The following is a 20,198-nucleotide window of genomic DNA, read 5'->3' as shown; positions in this document are numbered from 1 at the left end:
TTAGCTCTTGTCGCCGATCTTGTCCTGCGTCTTCGTGTCGAAGTCGGAGGCATCGTGACGTTCGTGCAGCTGCATGGAGGGCTCGCCGAAGGTGCGGTTGACCATCGAGCCGCGCTCCACCGGCTTGCGGGCATAAAGCTGCTTGCGCCAGCGCTGCACGTGCTCGTATTCATCAACCGACAGGAAGTCGCCAGCATCATCATAGGCACCCTTGGCAGCCAGACGACCATACCAGGGCAGAATGGCCATATCGGCGATGGAGTATTCGTCGCCCGCGATGAACTCGTGATTGGCAAGCTGACGGTTAAGCACATCCATCTGGCGCTTTACCTCCATGGCGTAGCGGTCAATGGCATACTGGATCTTCACCGGCGCATAGGCATAGAAGTGGCCGAAACCGCCGCCGAGGAAGGGAGCGGATCCCATCTGCCAGAAGAGCCAGTTCATCACTTCAGCACGCTTGCGCGCGTCGGACGGCAGAAACGCGCCGAACTTGTCGGCGAGATAGGTCATCATGGAGGCGCTTTCGAAAAGCCGGATTGGCGCACCGCCATCCTTCGGCGCATGGTCCATCATGGCCGGGATTTTCGAATTCGGGTTCACATCCACAAAGCCGGAACCGAACTGGTCGCCCTCGTTGATCTTGATGAGCCAGGCATCATATTCCGCACCGGAATGGCCGCTCGCCAGCAGCTCTTCCAAAAGGATCGTCACCTTCTGGCCATTCGGTGTGCCGAGCGAATAGAGCTGGATCGGATGCTTGCCAACCGGCAGCTCCTTGTCATGCGTGGGGCCAGCAATGGGACGGTTGATATTGGCAAACGCCCCGCCATTGCCCGGCTCCCATGTCCAGACCTTCGGCGGCACATAGCCTGCGGGCAGGTTCTTCTCAGGCGGAAATTTGTTTTCGTCAGTCATGTGTGGGGTCCTTTTGGTGAAACGTTTTTGACGTTTCTCAATGTAGGTCCGGGGTTTGTGTTTCGTAGTGGCGGTTACGGGATTGTGAGGTCAATTTTTTTGATGGCCCCGATGTTGCAAAGCACTCGGGCCTCACCCTGAGGTGCGATGCGCAAGCATCGCCTCGAAGGGTCGCGTGCCCGCCCCCGTCCTTCGAGACGGCCTGTGGCCTCCTCAGGATGGGGGCTCTCGCGGGCGTTTGGCCTGTTGCAACATCGTTCATCTGTGCGGCACCGGGTCGCTTGATGCAGGTGCGTAGGGCTGCACATTGATCTCGCCCTCCCGAAGCCTTGCTTGGGCGATGTCATAGTTCGATTGCATCCGCATCAACGTGTCCATGCTGACCCCGAACGCCTTCTCAAGCCTCAGCGCCATTTCGGCGGACAGGCTGGAATGCTCGTTGAGGAAATTGGACAATGTGGGTCTAGCAACACCCAACACAATAGCGGCACCCGCCACGGACAAACCGGCAGGCTCGATAATTTCACTGCGGACGAAACCACCAACATGGGGTGGTTTGATCATGCGCATACCGTCAGTTTTCGTCATGTCGCTTACTCACTCCACGTCGCTGCTCTTGAATAATGAAACAAAGCTGTGCCCCAATGGTGTGAGCTGGGCATTAAATACAAAGCTTCGTTCGTCTCCTGCAACGAACGATGTTGCTTGCACCCAAACTAAGCCCAAAGCATCCAATTGGAGCAAAGCGGGTGCCTCATCGAAGTCTTTCAACTCAAATTCGTTTGCATTGGGTATATCTGCTCCATCGAAGAACAATGTAAAGCCACGCAACTTTTCGAGCACCGCGACGACGTCACTCTTGGGCACACGCGCTGCATCGTTGACTGTAAGCATAAATTCTTCGATTGCCGCTTCGCGCGTGAAATTTTGAATTTCGAAAAATGACCTTGCGGGTTCTCGCGCGGAAATCTCTTCGAGCAAGTGAGCTTGCCAGCCGTCAATTGATGCTAGCGTATCGATGTGCCATCTACGATTCTCACCTGGATTTGAGGCTTCAGCGGCCAATAGGTCGGCCCATCGTTGGATCATTTCTTCGTCCGTTGGATCTTCGAGCGATGCCTTTTCTAGGAGGGGCACCATGGTCTTCAGCGGGATAGCCTGGGCAACTTCTCCCTCTTCTTCGAGCCGCAGCCTTGCACGTCGCGCAATCTCAATAAGGACGTCTTCCCTTTGGAGTCTAATTTGATCTGCGCGCAGCCCTCTGGCTTCCGTAAATGGACGTATGGCATCTGTGAGGGCGTCAAATAGACGTCCCATTGATGAAGACGGGATTTCTCCTTTAATTTCGAGCTTGGCGCTGGCACCAAGATCAACATTTATCGGTAATGACTTCTCGTCCCCCATCAAACCCTCACAATGGAATACTATCGTGCTTCTTAAACGGTGCCTGCACCTGCTTCGATTTCAACATCTCAAATGCCCGCACCAAGCGCAGTGTTGAAAACAGAAAGTTCACCGCTTCGAAGAAGCCGCATTCTATGCGATATCCCCGGCCCATCATTCAGCCGCCTGCGAGGGAGGCACTGCGCCCGGGGCGGCACCACCGATGATGAGGGCTTTTGCGCTGATATATTCATCGATTTCCTCCCAGCCGACGGCGTCACCGAATGGCAGGATTTCCCATTTGGCGCGCTGCTCCGGGTTGGCCGCCTGAAGCCGGGGGTACCACCACAAGGGCGCTTCGATGCGTCGCCCATCCGCCATCTTGAAGATGATGAAGGCGTCCGAAACCTCGACCGCTTCGACCAGAAGCTGCTTTTCATCAATGTCCAAAGTAGTCATTCCAGGTCTCCAGAAACTGGGCTCTATTCTCTGCGATAACCGCCAGAATAGCATTGACTTCGTGGGCAGCAAAACCGGCATTTCTTGCGACGCGAAGGTCGGAAAGCCAAACTTTTAGCTGCTTTTTATCCTTCAAAACGTGAACATGTGGCGGCTCACCGATCTCCTTCGAGTAAAACAGGAATTTGTGTCCCTTCCAGTTCAGGAGCGTCGGCATCCGCCACCCTCACAACGGAATATTGTCGTGCTTCTTGAACGGTGCCTGCACCTGTTTTGTTTTCAACATCTCGAACGCCCGCACTACGCGCCGCCGCGTTGAATGTGGCATGATCACCTCGTCGATGAAGCCGCGTTCGGCGGCGACGAAGGGGTTGGCGAAGCGGTCTTCGTATTCCTTGGTGCGGGCGGCGATTTTTTCAGGCTGCCCGAGTTCCGAGCGGTAGAGGATTTCGGTCGCCCCTTTTGCACCCATGACGGCGATTTCGGCTGTCGGCCATGCGTAGTTGACGTCGGCGCGGATGTGTTTGGAGGCCATCACGTCGTAAGCGCCGCCATAGGCCTTGCGGGTGATGACGGTGACCTTCGGCACGGTGGCTTCGGCATAGGCAAAGAGGAGTTTTGCGCCATGCTTGATGATGCCGCCATATTCCTGAGCCGTGCCGGGCAGGAAGCCTGGAACATCGACAAGCGTAAGGATCGGGATGTTGAAGGCGTCGCAGAAGCGCACGAAACGGGCGGACTTCTTGGCGCTGTCGATATCGAGGCAGCCCGCCAGCACCATAGGCTGGTTGGCGACAACGCCGACTGTTGCGCCATTGAGCCGAATGAAACCGCAGAGAATGTTCTTTGCGTGGTCCTTCTGCACCTCGAAGAAATCGCCCTCATCGGCGATGCGGGCAATCACCTCGTGCATGTCATAGGGCTTGTTGGGGTTATCCGGAATGATCGTGTCGAGCGCCATCTCGATGCGATCCGGCCTGTCTGCGGTGGGCAGGACGGGCGGCTTTTCGCGGCTCGACAGCGGCAGGAAATCGAACATGCGGCGGATTTCGAGAAGCGCCTCGACATCGTTTTCAAACGCGCCATCGGCAACGGAGGATTTTTTCGCGTGGGTGGAGGCACCGCCCAGCTCTTCGGCCGTGACGATTTCGTTGGTGACGGTTTTGACCACATCCGGCCCGGTGACGAACATGTAGGATGTGTCCTTCACCATATAGATGAAGTCGGTCATGGCCGGCGAATAGACAGCACCTCCGGCACACGGCCCCATGATGACGGAAATCTGCGGCACGACGCCGGAGGCCTGCACATTGCGCCAGAACACTTCCGCATAACCGCCAAGCGAGGCCACGCCTTCCTGAATGCGCGCGCCGCCTGAATCGTTCAGGCCGATGACGGGTGCGCCGTTCTGCACGGCGAGATCCATGATCTTGCAGATCTTTTCCGCATGCGTTTCAGAGAGCGACCCGCCGAAGACGGTGAAATCCTGGGAGAAAACATAAACCGGGCGGCCATTGATCGTGCCCCAGCCGGTAATCACGCCATCGCCCGGAAACTTGGTGTCCTGCATGCCGAAATCGGTGCAGCGATGGGACTTGTACATGTCATATTCTTCAAACGAGCCTTCATCGAGAAGAACATCCAGCCGCTCGCGCGCCGTCAGCTTGCCCTTTTGGTGCTGTGTATCGATGCGCTTTTGGCCCCCACCCAGACGGGCCTGCTCGCGTCGTTCTTCAAGCTGTTCCAGAATATCCTGCATATCACTCCCCGGCAGTGGTCTTTACGATTGCGCCAACGATGCACTTAACCAATTGCAGCGTCAAAGAAAATGATTGAACGTGTGCGAATGTAGAATTATAAATTTGCAAAACGTAAATTGTGAATATGCAAAATGGCGACGGGAAAACTCTTCATTGGCCGCAAGGTCCGCGACATCAGGCAGGCGAATGATTTCACGCAGGCGCAATTTGCCAGCGTGATCGGCATTTCGACAAGCTATCTCAACCAGATCGAGAACAATCAGCGCTCGGTTTCGGCCGCCGTGCTCCTGTCGCTGGCAGAGAAGTTCCAGCTCGACATTTCCGAACTGGCCTCGGGTGAAAACGAGCGGCTTTTATCGGCGCTGTCGGAGGCGCTGACCGACACGCTGTTTGAGAATTATGCGCCGAGCGTGCAGGAGCTGAAGCTCGTCACGCAAAACGCGCCGGGGCTGGCGCACGCGCTGATTACCTGTCATCAGGCCTATCGGCGTCTTGGCGAACAGGTGGCGAGTTTCGACGACCGTCTGGGCGGGGCAGCGCAGGTGGAGCCGACGCCCTATGAAGAGGTGCGCGATTTCTTCCACTTCGTCGACAACTATCTGCACGAAATCGATGTGGCGGCGGAAGCGCTTGCCGAGCGTCTGGGTATCGGGCTTGAAGAGAATTATGCGCTTCTTTCGCGCTATCTGGAGCGTGAACATCAGGTGCGCACCGTGCGCGGCGCGGTCAACGACGAGGCGCTCAGGCGCTATGAACCCGCCAAACGGCTTTTGACGATCAGCCGCCACGCCAACGAGCCAACCCGCGATTTCCAGATGGCGCATCTGGTGGCGCAGCTGGCAGGGGCCGAGGTCATTGAGGCGACGCTGAAGGATACGGCATTCCGGTCGGCTGAAGCGCGCGAAATCTGTCGCATGGGCCTGCAGAACTATTTCGCCGGCGCGCTGATCCTGCCCTACAAGATGTTTCATCAGGCCGCGCGCGAATTGCGGCATGATATTGAACTCCTGGCATCCCGTTTCGGCGCGTCTCTGGAGCAGGTCTGCCATCGTCTGAGCACATTGCAGAAGCCGGGGCGCAAGGGTGTGCCGGTGTTTTTCGCCCGCATCGACCGGGCCGGCAATATCACCAAGCGGCACAGCGCTGCCAAGCTGCAATTCGCCCGCTTTGGCGCGGCCTGTCCGCTTTGGAACGCGCATCAGGCGTTCGAGACGCCCGGCCGGATCATCCGCCAGTTGGCTGAAACACCCGATGGTGTGCGCTATCTCTGTCTTGCCGTGCAGGTGCAGAAGGGCAGGCACGGCTATCACGCCAACCAGCCGAGCTTCGCGCTGGCCTTCGGTTGCGAAGTCTCCTACGCCAACACCTTCGTTTACGCAGATGGTCTCGATATCGAATCCCGTGCGGCTTACGATCCCATCGGCGTATCCTGCCGCATTTGCGAGCGCGCCAATTGCGAAAGCCGTGCCATTCCACCGCTAAAGCGCAAGCTGGCGATCGATCACAACGAGCGGCAGATGGTGCCATATCGGCTGGAGAGCTGAAGGCAAGACTGTTTGAGCAGTTCGCGTTTTCGAACCCCGAATTGCCGCGCTGTGTTAGGGATTTCTTCGTTTCTTTAACATATTAGAGGTTGCGGCCTCCTATGGGAGGTTGTGGAGGACTGAACTTAGGAGAACAGACTTGAAGAAGTTGATGGTAACTCTTTTCGCGCTAGCGCTCGCTTGGCCTGCTTTTGCGGATTCTATGACGGGAAGCGCATTGCAGAGCTTTATGAGCAACCGGAAAATGTCGTTTGACGCAGGCTCGGTAGCGACATTCGGCGGAGGCGCCGGTGGCGGCAAGGTGACGATGAAGCATAAGGGCAGCAAGGCCCTTACCGGCACCTACAAAGTCGGCTCCAAATCGGTCTCTATGAAGCTGAGCGATGGTTCGAGCCAAACCTTCACGGTGGAGGAGGTATCTAAGAACAAATATCTTCTGCGCTACACCAGTGGTCCTTACAAAGGAAAGAAGTTTACCTTCCGCTAATCCGGTGGAACGGCAAAACGTCACGCCCATTGAAACCCGCCCTTGTCCGGCGGGTTTTGTTTGCGCCCTCTCACGCTTGGGGCCACAATCTGGCCGCTCTCTGGCGATAATGTGCAAAAACAATGGGATCAAAAATCCCTGTCGTGCGTTTCATCTCCAAACGATGGAGAAAGCCATGAGTGACACACTGCTGTTTGCAATCACCGCCGGCGCATTTGCAGCCTATGTTTTCGCGATGGACTTCAATTGGACCTGGCGTCGCAACGACGATTGAGCCGGTTTTCCTGTCATGGTCGGCCGTTGCCGGCGTCGATTATTCCAAACAAAAAAAACGGGCCCCGAAGGACCCGCAGATTTGATTTACGCAGGAAGTCGTACTCAACGCGATGCGGCACGGCGGCGTTCGCCGGTTGGCTGATAGGCCAGCCGCGCATGGTAAGTGCAGTAGGGCGTATTTTCAGGCGAGTCATTGCCGCAGAAATGGAAATCCTCTTTCAGCGGATCGCCGACCGGCCACTTGCAGGTGCGCTCGGAGAGTTCCGTTAGCGCCAGCCGCCGTGAAATCGGCACGACCACATTGTCTGCACGATCAATCTCGATCTCTTCGAAAATGCTCGCATCGGGGTCCTGGCGAAGGGCTGTTGCACCAACAGAGCGCGGGGCCGAACGCGGCGCTGCCGGTCGCGATGTGGCGTTATAGCTCGGCGCACGCGGGGCCGGTGCCTGCCGCTTCGGCGCGCGCGGCGCGGCTGTGCCGCCGGCCTTTGCCCGGCCCGGCAAGGACAGACGGTGCACCTTGCCGATGACGGCATTGCGGCTCACGCCGCCCAGCTGCGCAGCAATCTGGCTGGCGCTCAGGCCCTCGGCCCACAGTTTCTTGAGTTTTTCTACCCGCTCGTCGGTCCAGCTCACGTTCATTCTCCTGTTCCGCTTCCCTAGACAGAATCCCTCACCATGGCCCGGAACCGATCCGGCGCCCGCTACGCTTGTACATATCGTGGTGACTAGGTCCGCCGCTCGCGTCTAGTAATCTTTTATTAACCTAGTAGGCGCGGGACTCCGTGACAAGAGTCCCGTGAATCGCTCGAATCGATTTTTCAACTTTTCCCCAACTTGATGGAGAAAATGCGCGCGCCTAAACCCGCATTTTGCGTGCGCGCTGCCCGGATTCCAAGGCTTTATTGACAATAAGGCGCGAAATGACGATAGTGCGCCCGCCGCCATAACTGGCGGCATTTTTGATTTAAGGTGGTCCTTCCACCCGCGGTCGAAACCCCTGAAAACAAAATCGTTCACGCGCTCCGGGAGACAAGAGCCATGGCAGACGCCTCTTCACTCTATAATAGCTATAACCGCATTCCGCTGCGGTTTGAGCGAGGTGAAGGCGTGTGGCTGATAACCGAGGATGGCGAGCGCTATCTGGATTTTGCCTCCGGCATTGCCGTCAATGCGCTTGGGCATGCCCATCCGCATCTGGTGGAAGAGCTGAAAAAGCAGACTGAAAAACTGTGGCACACCTCGAACCTTTATCAGTCGCCCGGACAGGAGCGGCTGGCAAAACGGCTGACCGATGTGACCTTTGCCGACCGTGTGTTTTTCACCAATTCAGGTGCCGAGGCCCTGGAATGCGCCATCAAGACCGCGCGGCGCTATTTCTTCTCCAAAGGCGAGCCGGACCGTTTCGAGATTATCACCTTTGACAATGCCTTCCACGGCCGCACGACCACGACCGTGGCAGCCGGCGGCACCGACAAATATATTGAAGGTTTCGGTCCCAAGGCACCCGGTTTTACCCGCGTTCTCTTTGGTGATCTGGATGCCGTGAAGGCGGCGGTCAGCGAAAAGACGGCTGGCATTCTGATTGAGCCCATTCAGGGTGAGGGCGGCATTCGCGCCGCCGACCACGCATTCCTGCGCGCTTTGCGCACGCTTTGCGATGAAAAGGGCATGCTGCTGATTTTCGACGATGTGCAGGGCGGTGTCGGCCGCACCGGAAAGCTCTTCTCCTACGAGGCGAGCGGTGTGGCGCCTGATATCATGGCGGTTGCCAAGGGTATCGGCGGCGGTTTTCCCGTCGGCGCGTGCCTGGCGACCGAAGAGGCCTCATCGGGCATGGTCGCCGGCACCCATGGTTCGACCTATGGCGGCAACCCGCTCGCCATGGCAGCCGGAAACGCGGTGCTGGATGTCGTTCTGGCGGACGGTTTTCTGGAGCATGTACGCGATGTGGCACTCGTCTTCCGCCAGGGGCTGGAATCGCTGAAAGATCGCTTTCCCAAAGTTATTGAGGAAATCCGCGGCGAGGGACTTTTCCTGGGCATCAAGACGAAAACGCCGAATGCGGACCTCCTGGCCGCCATGCGTGAGGAAAAGGTTTTGGGCGTGCTGGCAGCGGACAATGTGATCCGCATTCTGCCGCCGCTGACCACCACAGCCGAAGAAGCACGTGACGGGATCAACCGCATCGAACATGCGCTTGAACGCGTACAACAGGCCGCCGGCTAACCCAGTATTTCAGGAATTGAGTCATATGGCATCGGTAAAACATTTTCTGGACCTATCCGCCGTTTCCGCAGCCGATTTGCGGCTGATCATGGATGACGCGAAAACCCGCAAACAGGCGCTGAAAGCCGGCAAGGGCGACAAGCCGCTGGAAGGCAAGACGCTGGCCATGATTTTCGAAAAACCGTCGACGCGCACGCGCGTGTCCTTCGATGTCGGCATGCGCCAGCTCGGCGGCGAGACGCTGTTTCTTTCCGGCACCGAAATGCAGCTTGGCCGCGCCGAAACCATCGGCGACACGGCCAAGGTTCTCTCCCGTTTCGTGGATGCGATCATGATCCGCACCACCGACCATTCCCGCCTGCTGGAACTGGCCGATGCGGCGACCGTGCCGGTGATCAACGCCCTGACCGACGACACGCATCCCTGCCAGATCATGGCCGATATCATGACCTTCGAAGAGCATCGCGGGCCGGTGGAAGGCAAGACGATTGCCTGGACCGGCGACGGCAACAATGTGCTGCATTCCTTTGTGGAAGGGGCAGCCCGTTTTGGCTATCAGATGAACATGGCCGTGCCCATGGGATCGGAGCCGGAGGACCGGTTCCTGAACTGGGCGCGCAACAATGGCGGCAAGGTGATGCTGACGCATGATGCCGAGAAAGCGGTTTCCGGCGCTGACTGCGTGGTGACCGATACCTGGGTTTCCATGAACCAGGAACACAAGGCCCGCGGCCACAATATTTTCATGCCCTATCAGGTGAACCCCAAGCTGATGGAAAAGGCAAACGACAATGCACTCTTCATGCATTGCCTGCCGGCCCACCGCGGCGAGGAAGTGACCGACAGCGTGATCGACGGCCCGCAGTCTGTGGTCTTTGATGAGGCTGAAAACCGCCTGCATGCGCAAAAATCGATCCTGGCATGGTGCCTCGGCGCGATCTGATCGTTCCCGATTTGTGTGATTGCGCGCTTTTGTCCTATAAAGCGTCAAAGGAAGCCGCGTGGGCGTCGATGTTGAAAAACGGCGACGCCATGACCATCTAATCGGCAACTTTGCCATTTCTGGCGAAAAATCCCGATACACGTTGCGGCGACACGCTGGGTTTTGAAAACGGTTGCAAGGCCGCAGGAGTTTCTATGATGAGTGATGTGATGACTGCTGGTCTCGGCGAATTCGACCACGCCGGCGATGACAATGTTGTGCCGTTCCAGGTGGAAGGCCTTGATGTGCGCGGCCGCGCCGTGCAGCTCGGCCCCATGCTGGACGCCATTCTCGAGCGCCACAAATATCCAGCCCCCGTGGCCCGGCTTCTTTCCGAGGCCGTGGTGTTGACTGTGCTGCTTGGCACCTCGCTGAAATTCGAGGGCAAGTTCATTGTGCAGACACAAAGCGATGGCCCGGTGGATCTGCTGGTGGCCGATTTTGCAGCCCCTGACGCCGTTCGGGCTTACGCGCGCTTCGACGAGGAGCGGCTGGCGGAAGCCGTTGCCAACGGCCGCACCGAGCCGCAGGAGCTTTTGGGCGCAGGCGTGCTGGCCTTCACCATCGACCAGGGTGCCCATATGCAGCCCTATCAGGGCATTGTGCCGCTGGCAGGTGAAAGTCTGGAGCGCATTGCCGAAACCTATTTTCGGCAATCCGAACAGATCCCGACGGCTGTGCGCCTGAGCGCTGCCGAACTCATCGACCGCGACGAAGACGGCAAGCCGCGCCATGGCTGGCGTGCCGGCGGGCTGATTGCCCAGTTTCTGCCCGAAGCGCCCGAGCGCATGCGCCTGCCGGATCTTCCCGGCGGCGATGGCGACGAGGAAGGCCATCAGCTGGCTGAGGATGACCACTGGACGGAAGCCCGCGCCATGGTGGAAACCATCGACGCAGACGAACTGACCGACCCGAACGTAACAGCAGAACGCCTGCTCTTCCGCCTGTTCCACGAGCGCGGCGTGCGCGTCTACGACGCTCACACGGTCTACGACAAATGCTCATGCTCGCGCGACAAGATCGGCGGCGTGCTGGCGGGACTGTCCGAAGAGGAAATTCAGGAAAGCCTCGAAGACGACCTCATCAGCGTCACCTGCCAGTTCTGCTCCACGACCTACCGCTTTTCGGCGGAAGAAGTGCGCAATATGGGGGAGTGAGGTGAGAAACGACCGGCGGGGTGATGCTCCTCCGGTTAGTTTTCCGGCTATGTGCCGCTTTGAGTCTCTTGCGATAGCCCGTTGTGCATGGCTTGTTCTGTTACCAAATGGGCAATCCTTTCAGATAAGGCCTCATCCGACACCGCGCGCGCAAGCGTCGCGCCACCGGCCAGCAGTGCCAGCAATAGTAAGGCCCGGTCTTCGGGAGAATGCTGCGAACCTTCATTCGTCAGACCGGATGCGATCTCTGCCGTCAGGCGCTCCAATTCTTCGGTGTAACAGCGCCGCGTCTCGTCATCGGCTCGCATTACGTCAGCGGAAAGCGCTGGCAGAGCGCAACTTTCCCCAAGGTCGCATGTGCGCTTATATCCGAGATAGTAGCTGACAAAGCTCTTGAGCCAATCACGCGGCTGTTCGGTCTTGAGTGCTGCAATTCCCTGCCGGAGCTCTTCCATACCCGCGACGACTGCAGTGCGGAAAGCTTCTCTCTTTGACTTGAAATGGCCGTAGAAAGCGCCGTTGGTGACGCCTGCCGCCTTCGTCAAAGCATCAATGCCGGCTCCCCCATAGCCTTCTTTTCGGAACACCTGTCCGGCGGCAAGAATGACCCTGGTCCGCGTCTGCTCTTTATGTTCGGCGCTGTAGCGCATGATGTAATCCTTTTTTAAGAGTGATTGCTCTTTATGGCTTGCATAGAGAGCAATCGATGTGTATCGATAGAGAGCGTTCAGTATATAAAACTTGCGCCCTATTCCCAACAAGGAGAAAAGTTATGCCTATCACACTCACAATCCCCGAAGGTCTGCTGTCGGCCGAGGCTGAGGCGGAAGCATTTGCCGGGCTCACAGACGCGCTTCTCGAGGTTTCTGAATTGACCGGGAACCCGTTTATGACAGCGAATGTCGTTGGTTCGATACACACACTGCCGAAGGGGCGTGTGCTTGCTGGAGGTAAGCCGGTTGACGCCGCATTCGTGGAGCTGAAACTGCCTTTGGTTGCCCTGGCGACGCCGGAGGCAAAACAGGCCTTCATTGAAAAGGCAACCAGCGTCGTTGAAAAGGCCGCCGGCGGCAGGCTCAGGCGCGAGCATATCTGGTCTAACATCGTCTATGCCCCTGAGGGTGGCTGGGGCATCGCCGGCGACAGCTACGACAGCGCAGGTCTTGGACAGGCGATCGCTGCAAGCGCTGCCGCATAAGGTGCCGCGTCCTGTGGAATAAGAATGCGTGCCGGGCGCGATTGCTGCCCGGTTCGTTGCAAAGGAAAAAGCCATGCAGCTTGCCAATTATCTATTTTTCACCACCGAATGCGAGGCCGCGCTCTCCTTTTATGCCGAATGTGGCCTTGGCCGGGTGACAACGTTGATGCGACACGGAGACCACGGCATTCCGGTCGCCAGCGAAACGACCGTTGGCAAGGTGATGCACGCACGGTTCGAAGGTCCCGGCGTTCTATTTTTTGCGTCGGACAATCATGATGCTGAGCCCATGCGTGGCTCATCTCACATTCTCATTATGGAAGATCGTGGCAAGACCGAGTGTCTATTTGAGAAATTGTCTCAAGATGGCAGGGTGACCACGCCTTTGGCCTTGCAGCCGTGGGGTTCCTATTACGGCAAGCTTACCGACAAATTCGGTGTCCAATGGATGCTGGACTGTCTGGCCTGAGACACTGCGGGGGTCTTGGCGACCACCCACTGTACATTTCGCCCATCTCCATGTAGAAGCGCGGCAAGATTTGCTCCGCTGCGCTTGGTGTCGCGGCCTTTGTTCCCGAAAGAAAACTTCATGCTCCATATTGATGGCGTGGCAACGCCTCTTCTCACTGCGCTTGAAAAGCGCGGCTACGACAGTCTCACCCCCGTTCAGGAAGCTGTGATTGCGCCCGAACTCGAGGGCCGCGATGCGCTGGTTTCGGCAAAGACCGGTTCCGGCAAGACGGTTGCCTTTGGTCTGGCGATTGCACCCGACGTTCTGGCAGGCGGCAAGCGCTTTGGCCCCGCGGAAGCACCTTTGGCACTGGCAATTGCTCCGACGCGGGAACTTGCCATTCAGGTGGCGCGCGAGCTGGAATGGCTTTATGCCGAAGCCGGAGCGGTGATTGCCACTTGCGTGGGCGGTATGGACGTGCGCAACGAGCGCCGGGCGCTGGAGCGCGGCAGCCACATTGTCGTCGGCACGCCGGGCCGTCTGCGCGATCATATCGGTCGCAGCAATCTCGACATGACCAACCTGCGCGCCGTTGTGCTGGACGAGGCCGACGAAATGCTCGACCTCGGCTTTCGCGAGGATCTGGAATTCATTCTGGAAGCCGCACCTGAAGAGCGGCGCACGCTGATGTTTTCGGCCACCGTGCCGAAATCGATTGCAGCGCTCGCCAAGAGCTATCAGCGCGACGCGCTTCGCATCACCACCGCTGCGGAAGAAAAGCAGCATAGCGATATTGAATACCGCGCGCTGGTCTGCGCCGCACCCGACCGCGAAAATGCAATCCTCAACACGCTGCGCTATTATGATGCGGCAACGGCGATTGTTTTCTGCTCCACGCGTGCAGCCGTTTCGCACCTCACTTCGCGATTTTCCAACCGCGGCTTTCCGGCTGTCTCGCTGTCGGGTGAACTGACGCAGGAAGAGCGCAGCCGCGCGCTGCAGGCCATGCGCGATGGCCGTGCGCGCGTCTGCATTGCAACCGACGTGGCCGCCCGCGGGATCGATCTGCCGAGCCTGGAACTGGTGGTGCATGCGGACCTGCCGACCAATGCAGAAACGCTGAAGCACCGCAGCGGCCGCACGGGCCGGGCAGGGCGCAAAGGCGTTTCAGCCCTCATCGTTCCGCTGCCCGCACGCCGCAAGGCCGAGCGTCTGCTCAGCACAGCCGGCATTCAGGCCGAGTGGGCCAATCCGCCCGCAGCCGAAGCCATTCTGAAGCGCGACGACGAGCGGCTGATGGCCGATAACGAGTTGAGCCGTCCGGTTGAAGAGGGCGAGCGCGATGTGGTTGCGGCACTGATTGCCGCCCATGGCGCTGAAAATATCGCTGCCGCCTATATCCGCCAGTTCCGCGCCACGCGTTTTGCGCCGGAAGACATTCAGGAAGTGTCGATCACGCAGCCGAAGAGCCGGGACGGCAGACCGGCGCGCGAAAACAATTTCGACGCTCAGCCCTCCAGGGCGCGTGAAGACTTCGATGAAAGCGTGTGGTTCTCGCTCTCGGTCGGCCGCAAGCAGAATGCCGAGCCCCGCTGGCTGATCCCGATGCTATGCCGCAACGGCAATATTTCCAAGCGCGATATCGGCGCCATCAAAATGCAGCCGGTGGAAACCTTCGTGGAAATTCACGCCAGCGCCGCCGGTGATTTCGCCGCCGCGCTCGGCCCGAAAATGCTGATCGAAGGCAGTATGCGCGTCAAGCAGCTCGACGGCGCGCCCGATCTCTCAGGTCCGAGAAAACGCAACGACCGCGACGGCGACCGCGATGGTGGAGCCAAGAAGCCTGGCTGGGGCAAGAAGACTTTCGCCAAGGAGGGTGGCAAGCCATTCAAGGGCAAACCGGGCGGAAAGCCGGCGTCCAAGGGTGGCAAGCCGGACTGGAAGAAAAAGCCGCGCAAGAAGGATTGAGACCGCGCTAAACGAAGAAAGTCCGTTTATCCGGCTCCATATCGGCGCGGTACTGGTCGAATAGCGTCCAGACCTTGCTGTATGATGGGGTATCTGTGAGCCCATGATCCGGCCCCATGTCCTCCAGTTCCTTCATGGAGCGGATCAGCATGTCGACAAACGAGGAGCCCGAACTGAGATCATCGGGCTCGCGGCCAAGGCTTTTGGCTTTGTCCTCGTAGACCTTCTGATTGACTGCGCGCTGTTCCACCCAAGTGCGAGACGTGGTTTTTTCATCAAGGCTGAGCTTGTCGAGCCACTCGACGGCAGTCTTGGCCATGTTCATGGTCCCTTCGGTTCCGTCGCTGAACGTGGCATGCGCAGACTGAAAGTCGCCTGCAAGACGTGTGGGCCCGGAATAGAGGCCCATAGCCAGCCCCTGCTGTTGCGACATGATGGATTGTGCAACGTTCTTTTCTTCTTTCGTGAAGAGCCCGTTGTCGTCAGTGGTGATGGCGTTCAGCGCGCGCCGGTCGAGTTCGCCGAAGGCCGAATACCAGTCGACGCCTTCAAAACTGTTGTACTGAAAAGGGCTGCCATCGGCCTTCATGCGCGCATACTGTGCATCAAGTGATTTGCGGGCCGCTTCTGTCACCTCTGCCTTCGTCAGGCCGCCGGAAAAGGGCTCGGCGGATGGATCGGTAATGGCAAGCGCCAGATTGTTGGAGCTATAACCTTCACGCACCGGCATATAGATTTCATAGCCGTTAGGCGCAGCCGTATAGCGCTGGGCCATGGCTGCGACGGCCTGACCGTTCTGCGCATATAGTCCGATGTCCTCATCATCACCCGCAACTGCGTCCAGAATAGTCAGAGCTGGATTGTCCGTCGCAGAGGGTGCGGCTTCTCTGGACTTGGAAGACGTTGCCGACCTGTCAACAAATAAACCTGCTTGACCAATACCCTGAACGTTCATGCTACCCTCACTGTTGAGGGAAGATTAGAAATACAGCCTTGCATGGAACTTGACGGCTGCGTCCTGTTTAATTCAGCGTCCGGGTGAGGTTCGGGATATCGAGCGAGAAGGCGGGGATGTCGACGTCGAAGACTTCGCCGCCTTCGGCTTCCATTGTGTAGTGGCCGAACATGAGGCCGGACGGGGTGTCGAGCGGGCAGCCGGAGGAATATTCGTAAGTGTCGCCGGGCCCGAGTGTTGGTTGTTCGCCAATAACACCGGGGCCGCTGACTTCGTCAACCTGTCCGTTTTCATCGGTAATGTGCCAATAGCGCTGCATCAGGCGCACGGATTTTTCTGAAAAATTGGAAATCACGATGCGGTAGCCCCACACATAGCGGCTGTCGTCCGGATCGGATTGCTCCTCCAGATAATAAGGTTCCACCGTCACTTCGATGTCGCGTGTTAGCGCGCGGTACATATCAGCCTTCGCAATCTGTTCAGGGTGGGCGAACTGCCCGTTCCGTAAAGATTTTGAACTTATATCAATGCGTTCGTCAGCGGCAATTCAAGGCCCGTTCAGGACTATATTATACAAGGTCGCCCTGCCGAAATATGGCCAATGAAGCTTGCCGGAAGCTGCCATGGGCCAACAAAGGTGCGACAAATTATTTCTTGACCGCATATGTCATAATATCGTCTTACGGACGGAGACCATTCTTGCAAGATGAAGATGGACGTCCGCCGTGACGGCAAGGAGTGCACATATGTTGAAATGGAACAAGTCTATTCTCGCCGCAGCAACAGCAACTGCAATTCTCAGCACCGCGGCTTTTGCGAGCGCTTCGGATATGACCACCTATGATGTGACGATCGATGGCGCGCAATTCACCCCGAGCGAGCTCAAGGTGAAGGCCGGTGAACCGTTCCGCATCAAGGTCACCAACAAGAACAAGGCCCCAGCCGAGTTTGAATCCTCCGACCTTGACGTGGAAAAGCTGGTGCCGGGAACGTTTGACATTGTGGTGAATGTTCGTCCGCAAGAGCCCGGAAAATACGAATTCTTCGACGACTTCCGGAAAAATGACGTCATTGGCTACATCATTGCCGAATAAAGGCTGACAAGTGGGGAGAGCACCATGCTGGGCGCATTGATCATCGTCTTTCGCGAAGTCTTTGAGGCCGGGCTGGTTGTCGGCATTCTGCTGGCAGCCACGAAGCTGGTTTCGGGGAGCCGATGGTGGATCGCAGGCGGCGTGGCCGGTGGTGTGGCCGGGAGCGTTCTTCTGGCCTTCTTCGCCGGTGCTGTCTCGCGCTGGGCGGATGGCTTTGGGCAGGAGCTTTTCGATGCAGGCGTGCTCGCCGTCGCAGTCGTCATGCTGATCTGGCACAATCTCTGGATGGCCCATCACGGGCGTGAACTGGCCGCTCACCTGATGAAGGCGGGAAGCGAGGTGGAAGACGGCAGCCGGCCTCTTGCAGCGCTTGCTATCGTGGTTGGCGTTGCGGTGCTGCGCGAAGGCGCGGAAGTGGCGCTCTTCATGTACGGTATCGTCCTGGCTGGCGGCGAGAGCTGGACGTCGCTGGCGCTCGGTTCGGTTGCGGGGCTGGCGCTCGGCGCTTGCGTTTCAGCGCTCACCTATTTCGGTCTGGTCAAAATCCCCATGCGCCACCTCTTTTCGGTCACAACACTGCTGATCACCTTCCTTGCCGCCGCCATGGCCTCGCAAAGTGCGGCCTTTCTGGAAAAGGCAGGCAAGGTTTCATGGCTTTCGGCCACCGCTTGGGATACGTCGTGGATATTGGATGAAAACAGCATGCTTGGCCGGGTCATGCATACGATGATCGGCTATGCGCAACGACCGAGCGAATTGCAGGTGCTGGTCTATCTCGTCACCTTGCTGGCCGTTGCCGCGCTGACATTTGCGACCGCCCGCCATGCAAAAACACCGCAGGCAGCCGCCAGTCGATAAAAGCGTTTAAGCCTTCACCTTCGAAAGGGCCTGCTCGAGATCACCAAGCAGATCGCCGCCATCTTCGATGCCGAGCGACAGGCGAACGGTGCCGGGCGAAATTCCGAGCTCTGCACGGGCTTCGTCGGTCAGGTTCTTGTGCGTGGTGGTGGCCGGATGCGTGATCAGGCTCTTGGCATCGCCCAGGTTGTTGGAAATCGTGATGATGTCCAGCGCATCCTGCATGGCAAAGGCTGCTTCCTTGCCGCCCTTCAACTCGAAGCAGATCAGCGTTGAACCGCCCGTCATCTGCTTGGCAATGATATCGGCCTGCGGATGGTCGGCGCGGCCGGGATAGATCACGCGGGCAACGGCCTTGTGCTCAGCCAGGAAATCGGCCACGCGGCTTGCATTTTCCGTCTGCTGGCGCACGCGCAGCGGCATGGTTTCAAGACCTTTCAGCAGAAGCCACGCATTGAACGGTGACATGGCCGGTCCGGTATGGCGGAAATAGTCGTGCAGGTTCTCGTCAATCCATTCCTTGGAGGAAAGGATGACGCCGCCAAGGCTGCGGCCCTGACCGTCAATATGCTTGGTTGCAGAGTAGCAAACGACATCGGCACCGAGTTCCAGCGGCTTCTGGAACAGAGGCGTTGCAAACACATTGTCGACGACAAGCTTGGCACCGATCTGCTTGGCGAGCTTGGCGACACCGGCAATATCGACGATTTCGAGCGTCGGATTGGTCGGGCTTTCCAGGAACATGACCTTGGTGTTGGGGCGGATGGCCGCTTCCCAATTGGCCAGATCCCGACCGTCAACCAGTGTGCAGCCGATACCGTATTTCGGGGCCAGCGTTTCGACAATGTAACGGCAGGAACCGAACAGCGCGCGGGCGGCCACGATATGATCGCCGGCCTTCAACTGGCAGAGGATGGCGGCGGAAATGGCGGCCATGCCGGATGCTGTGGCGCGCGCATCTTCCGCGCCTTCCAGCATGCACATGCGCTTTTCGAACATATCATTGGTGGGGCTGCCATAACGGGCATAGATGAAGCCGTCATCTTCGCCCTTGAAGCGGGCTTCTGCAGCCGCCGACGTTTCGTAGACAAAACCTTGCGTAAGGAAGATCGATTCCGATACTTCGCCGAATTGCGAGCGCAGCGTTCCGCCATGTACGAGTTGCGTTGCCGGTTGCCAGTTCTTGCTCATGTGCGTTCCAATCTCATAACAAAAAAGCCGGTCGCAAAAGGACCGGCTCATCGCCCCGGCCTCTTTAGCTACTTGTTTAACGTGGCAGCAAGCCGACCGGCCAAATCACCACGGGATAAAGGGTCTTTACTGCTTGAGCGTGCTTGCGTCAATCATTCGAGTTTGGTTTTGTCTCGCCAGAGGAAGACACCATGATACGCGAAACCGGAATTCTGGCCGACCGGGCCATCAAGCAATTGTTTGACAGCGGACGCCTGCAAAGCGAAGCGCCGCTCGACAAGGACCAGATCCAGCCCGCCAGTCTGGATTTGCGCCTCGGCGCGAAGGCGTTTCGCGTGCGGGCGGCTTTCATGCCGGGCCCGCAGCATCTGGTGGCAGACAAGCTCGAGCGGTTGCAATTGCATGTGGTCGATCTTTCCGAGGGTGCGGTGCTGGAAACCGGCTGCGTCTATATCGTGCCGCTGATGGAAAGCGTGGACCTGCCGGCCAATCTTTCCGCCTCTACGAACCCGAAAAGCTCGACCGGGCGGCTGGATATCTTCACCCGTGTGATGACGGATCGGGCGCAGGAATTCGACAAGGTACCGGCTGGCTACAAAGGGCCGCTCTATCTCGAAATCTCGCCGCGCACTTTTCCTGTGGTTGTGCGCAAGGGCTCGCGCCTGTCGCAAATCCGCTTCCGCAGCGGCAATGCGCTGTTGAGCGAAAGCGAAGTGATGGCGCTCCATGCAAGCGAAGGGCTGGTTGCCTCTGAGATGCCGAACGTCTCCGGCGGCGGTATTGCGCTTTCCATTGATCTGGAAGGCACCGGTGAAGATGGGCTGGTGGGCTATCGCGGCAAGCATCACACATCCGTGGTCGATGTGGACCGCAAGGGCGCGCATGATGTCCTCGATTTCTGGGAGCCGATCTATGGCCGCGGGCGACGCGAGCTGATCCTCGACCCGGACGAATTCTACATTCTGGTGTCGCGCGAAGCCGTGCATGTGCCGCCGCTATATGCCGCTGAGATGACGCCGTTTGATCCGCTGGTGGGTGAATTCCGTGTGCACTATGCCGGCTTCTTCGATCCGGGGTTTGGCCACGCTCCCGTTGGCGGCTCGGGAAGCCGCGCGGTGCTTGAAGTGCGCAGCCACGAAGTGCCCTTCATTCTCGAGCATGGGCAGATCGTCGGGCGGCTTGTCTATGAACACATGCAGGAGAGGCCGGAAGCCCTTTACGGCACCGGCCTCGGTTCCAATTATCAGGCGCAGGGCCTGAAGCTTTCAAAGCATTTCAAGGTTTGAGA

The 20,198-nt window shown here is 58.2% G+C and carries 22 protein-coding genes and 1 riboswitch; of the genes, 11 read left to right on the top strand and 11 right to left on the bottom strand.

Features of this window, described 5'->3' with window-relative positions; all coding sequences use genetic code 11:
* From yghU to NHF56_RS13350, 6 genes are all read right to left on the bottom strand, one after another.
* Positions 1-918 (bottom strand): glutathione-dependent disulfide-bond oxidoreductase, encoded by a 918-nt coding sequence (yghU, locus tag NHF56_RS13375; RefSeq protein WP_252805322.1) that lies wholly within the window; start codon positions 916-918, stop codon positions 1-3.
* Between the two features lie 258 nt (positions 919-1,176).
* The gene (locus tag NHF56_RS13370) at positions 1,177-1,506 is read right to left on the bottom strand and encodes a HigA family addiction module antitoxin (RefSeq protein ID WP_252805320.1); all 330 of its coding nucleotides are present in this window, start codon (positions 1,504-1,506) and stop codon (positions 1,177-1,179) included.
* A gap of 9 nt (positions 1,507-1,515) precedes the next feature.
* Complete coding sequence (locus tag NHF56_RS13365; RefSeq protein ID WP_252805319.1) at positions 1,516-2,322, bottom strand: hypothetical protein; 807 nt, start codon at positions 2,320-2,322, stop codon at positions 1,516-1,518.
* 153 nt (positions 2,323-2,475) lie between these two features.
* Positions 2,476-2,760 carry a DUF2442 domain-containing protein gene (locus NHF56_RS13360; RefSeq protein WP_252805316.1) on the bottom strand — a complete coding sequence of 95 codons (285 nt, stop codon included), beginning with the start codon at positions 2,758-2,760 and terminating at the stop codon, positions 2,476-2,478.
* Positions 2,741-2,977, bottom strand: a complete 237-nt coding sequence (locus NHF56_RS13355) for a DUF4160 domain-containing protein (protein WP_252805314.1) — start codon at positions 2,975-2,977, stop codon at positions 2,741-2,743. The genes NHF56_RS13360 and NHF56_RS13355 overlap by 20 nt, the downstream gene beginning before the upstream one ends.
* A gap of 9 nt (positions 2,978-2,986) precedes the next feature.
* On the bottom strand, positions 2,987-4,519 hold the full coding sequence (locus tag NHF56_RS13350) for an acyl-CoA carboxylase subunit beta (protein ID WP_252805312.1): 1,533 nt from the start codon (positions 4,517-4,519) through the stop codon (positions 2,987-2,989).
* Positions 4,520-4,651: 132 nt separating this feature from the next.
* Between NHF56_RS13350 and NHF56_RS13345 the strand changes: the two genes are divergently transcribed.
* Both NHF56_RS13345 and NHF56_RS13340 read left to right on the top strand, forming a co-directional pair.
* Positions 4,652-6,064, top strand: a complete 1,413-nt coding sequence (locus tag NHF56_RS13345) for a short-chain fatty acyl-CoA regulator family protein (protein WP_252805310.1) — start codon at positions 4,652-4,654, stop codon at positions 6,062-6,064.
* A gap of 139 nt (positions 6,065-6,203) precedes the next feature.
* On the top strand, positions 6,204-6,551 hold the full coding sequence (locus tag NHF56_RS13340; RefSeq protein ID WP_252805308.1) for a hypothetical protein: 348 nt from the start codon (positions 6,204-6,206) through the stop codon (positions 6,549-6,551).
* A 378-nt stretch (positions 6,552-6,929) separates the two neighbouring features.
* On the opposite strand, the gene NHF56_RS13335 is transcribed toward NHF56_RS13340, so the two are convergent.
* Positions 6,930-7,463, bottom strand: a complete 534-nt coding sequence (locus NHF56_RS13335; protein WP_252805919.1) for a GcrA family cell cycle regulator — start codon at positions 7,461-7,463, stop codon at positions 6,930-6,932.
* Positions 7,464-7,868: 405 nt separating this feature from the next.
* Here NHF56_RS13335 and NHF56_RS13330 point away from each other — a divergent pair, with 405 nt between their 5' ends.
* From NHF56_RS13330 to NHF56_RS13320, 3 genes are all read left to right on the top strand, one after another.
* Positions 7,869-9,056 carry an aspartate aminotransferase family protein gene (locus NHF56_RS13330; protein ID WP_252805306.1) on the top strand — a complete coding sequence of 396 codons (1,188 nt, stop codon included), beginning with the start codon at positions 7,869-7,871 and terminating at the stop codon, positions 9,054-9,056.
* A gap of 25 nt (positions 9,057-9,081) precedes the next feature.
* Positions 9,082-9,999 carry an ornithine carbamoyltransferase gene (gene argF / locus NHF56_RS13325; protein ID WP_252805304.1) on the top strand — a complete coding sequence of 306 codons (918 nt, stop codon included), beginning with the start codon at positions 9,082-9,084 and terminating at the stop codon, positions 9,997-9,999.
* 197 nt (positions 10,000-10,196) lie between these two features.
* Positions 10,197-11,195: an Hsp33 family molecular chaperone gene (locus NHF56_RS13320; RefSeq protein ID WP_252805299.1), complete on the top strand. Its 999-nt coding sequence runs from the start codon at positions 10,197-10,199 to the stop codon at positions 11,193-11,195.
* A 47-nt stretch (positions 11,196-11,242) separates the two neighbouring features.
* On the opposite strand, the gene NHF56_RS13315 is transcribed toward NHF56_RS13320, so the two are convergent.
* Positions 11,243-11,845 (bottom strand): TetR/AcrR family transcriptional regulator, encoded by a 603-nt coding sequence (locus NHF56_RS13315; RefSeq protein ID WP_252805917.1) that lies wholly within the window; start codon positions 11,843-11,845, stop codon positions 11,243-11,245.
* Positions 11,846-11,967: 122 nt separating this feature from the next.
* On the opposite strand from NHF56_RS13315, the gene NHF56_RS13310 reads away from it, so the two are divergent.
* The 3 genes from NHF56_RS13310 (at position 11,968) to NHF56_RS13300 (ending at position 14,812) form a co-directional block, all read left to right on the top strand.
* Positions 11,968-12,393: a 4-oxalocrotonate tautomerase family protein gene (locus NHF56_RS13310; protein ID WP_252805298.1), complete on the top strand. Its 426-nt coding sequence runs from the start codon at positions 11,968-11,970 to the stop codon at positions 12,391-12,393.
* 73 nt (positions 12,394-12,466) lie between these two features.
* Positions 12,467-12,862 carry a VOC family protein gene (locus NHF56_RS13305; RefSeq protein WP_252805915.1) on the top strand — a complete coding sequence of 132 codons (396 nt, stop codon included), beginning with the start codon at positions 12,467-12,469 and terminating at the stop codon, positions 12,860-12,862.
* A gap of 120 nt (positions 12,863-12,982) precedes the next feature.
* Complete coding sequence (locus tag NHF56_RS13300; RefSeq protein WP_252805297.1) at positions 12,983-14,812, top strand: DEAD/DEAH box helicase; 1,830 nt, start codon at positions 12,983-12,985, stop codon at positions 14,810-14,812.
* 7 nt (positions 14,813-14,819) lie between these two features.
* On the opposite strand, the gene NHF56_RS13295 is transcribed toward NHF56_RS13300, so the two are convergent.
* Both NHF56_RS13295 and apaG read right to left on the bottom strand, forming a co-directional pair.
* Positions 14,820-15,767 carry a hypothetical protein gene (locus NHF56_RS13295; protein WP_252805296.1) on the bottom strand — a complete coding sequence of 316 codons (948 nt, stop codon included), beginning with the start codon at positions 15,765-15,767 and terminating at the stop codon, positions 14,820-14,822.
* Positions 15,768-15,834: 67 nt separating this feature from the next.
* The gene (gene apaG, locus NHF56_RS13290) at positions 15,835-16,227 is read right to left on the bottom strand and encodes a Co2+/Mg2+ efflux protein ApaG (protein ID WP_252805295.1); all 393 of its coding nucleotides are present in this window, start codon (positions 16,225-16,227) and stop codon (positions 15,835-15,837) included.
* Positions 16,228-16,513: 286 nt separating this feature from the next.
* Between apaG and NHF56_RS13285 the strand changes: the two genes are divergently transcribed.
* Together NHF56_RS13285 and NHF56_RS13280 are read left to right on the top strand one after the other, a co-directional pair.
* Positions 16,514-16,861: a cupredoxin domain-containing protein gene (locus tag NHF56_RS13285; RefSeq protein ID WP_252805294.1), complete on the top strand. Its 348-nt coding sequence runs from the start codon at positions 16,514-16,516 to the stop codon at positions 16,859-16,861.
* A 24-nt stretch (positions 16,862-16,885) separates the two neighbouring features.
* Positions 16,886-17,719 (top strand): FTR1 family protein, encoded by an 834-nt coding sequence (locus NHF56_RS13280; RefSeq protein WP_252805292.1) that lies wholly within the window; start codon positions 16,886-16,888, stop codon positions 17,717-17,719.
* Positions 17,720-17,725: 6 nt separating this feature from the next.
* Here the strand turns inward: NHF56_RS13280 and NHF56_RS13275 are convergent, their stop codons facing one another.
* Entirely contained in the window at positions 17,726-18,910 is a 1,185-nt protein-coding gene (locus NHF56_RS13275) for an O-succinylhomoserine sulfhydrylase (protein WP_252805290.1), read from the bottom strand.
* Positions 18,911-18,953: 43 nt separating this feature from the next.
* A riboswitch (SAM riboswitch) is annotated at positions 18,954-19,032 on the bottom strand.
* A 69-nt stretch (positions 19,033-19,101) separates the two neighbouring features.
* Here NHF56_RS13275 and NHF56_RS13270 point away from each other — a divergent pair.
* Positions 19,102-20,196 (top strand): 2'-deoxycytidine 5'-triphosphate deaminase, encoded by a 1,095-nt coding sequence (locus NHF56_RS13270; protein ID WP_252805288.1) that lies wholly within the window; start codon positions 19,102-19,104, stop codon positions 20,194-20,196.
* Positions 20,197-20,198 lie beyond the last annotated feature (2 nt).

Source organism: Rhizobium sp. L1K21 (genome assembly GCF_024055895.1).
GTDB lineage: Bacteria > Pseudomonadota > Alphaproteobacteria > Rhizobiales > Rhizobiaceae > Ensifer_A.
The sequence above is the reverse complement of the archived record's forward strand: the minus strand, read 5'-3'. Positions and strand labels throughout refer to the sequence as shown.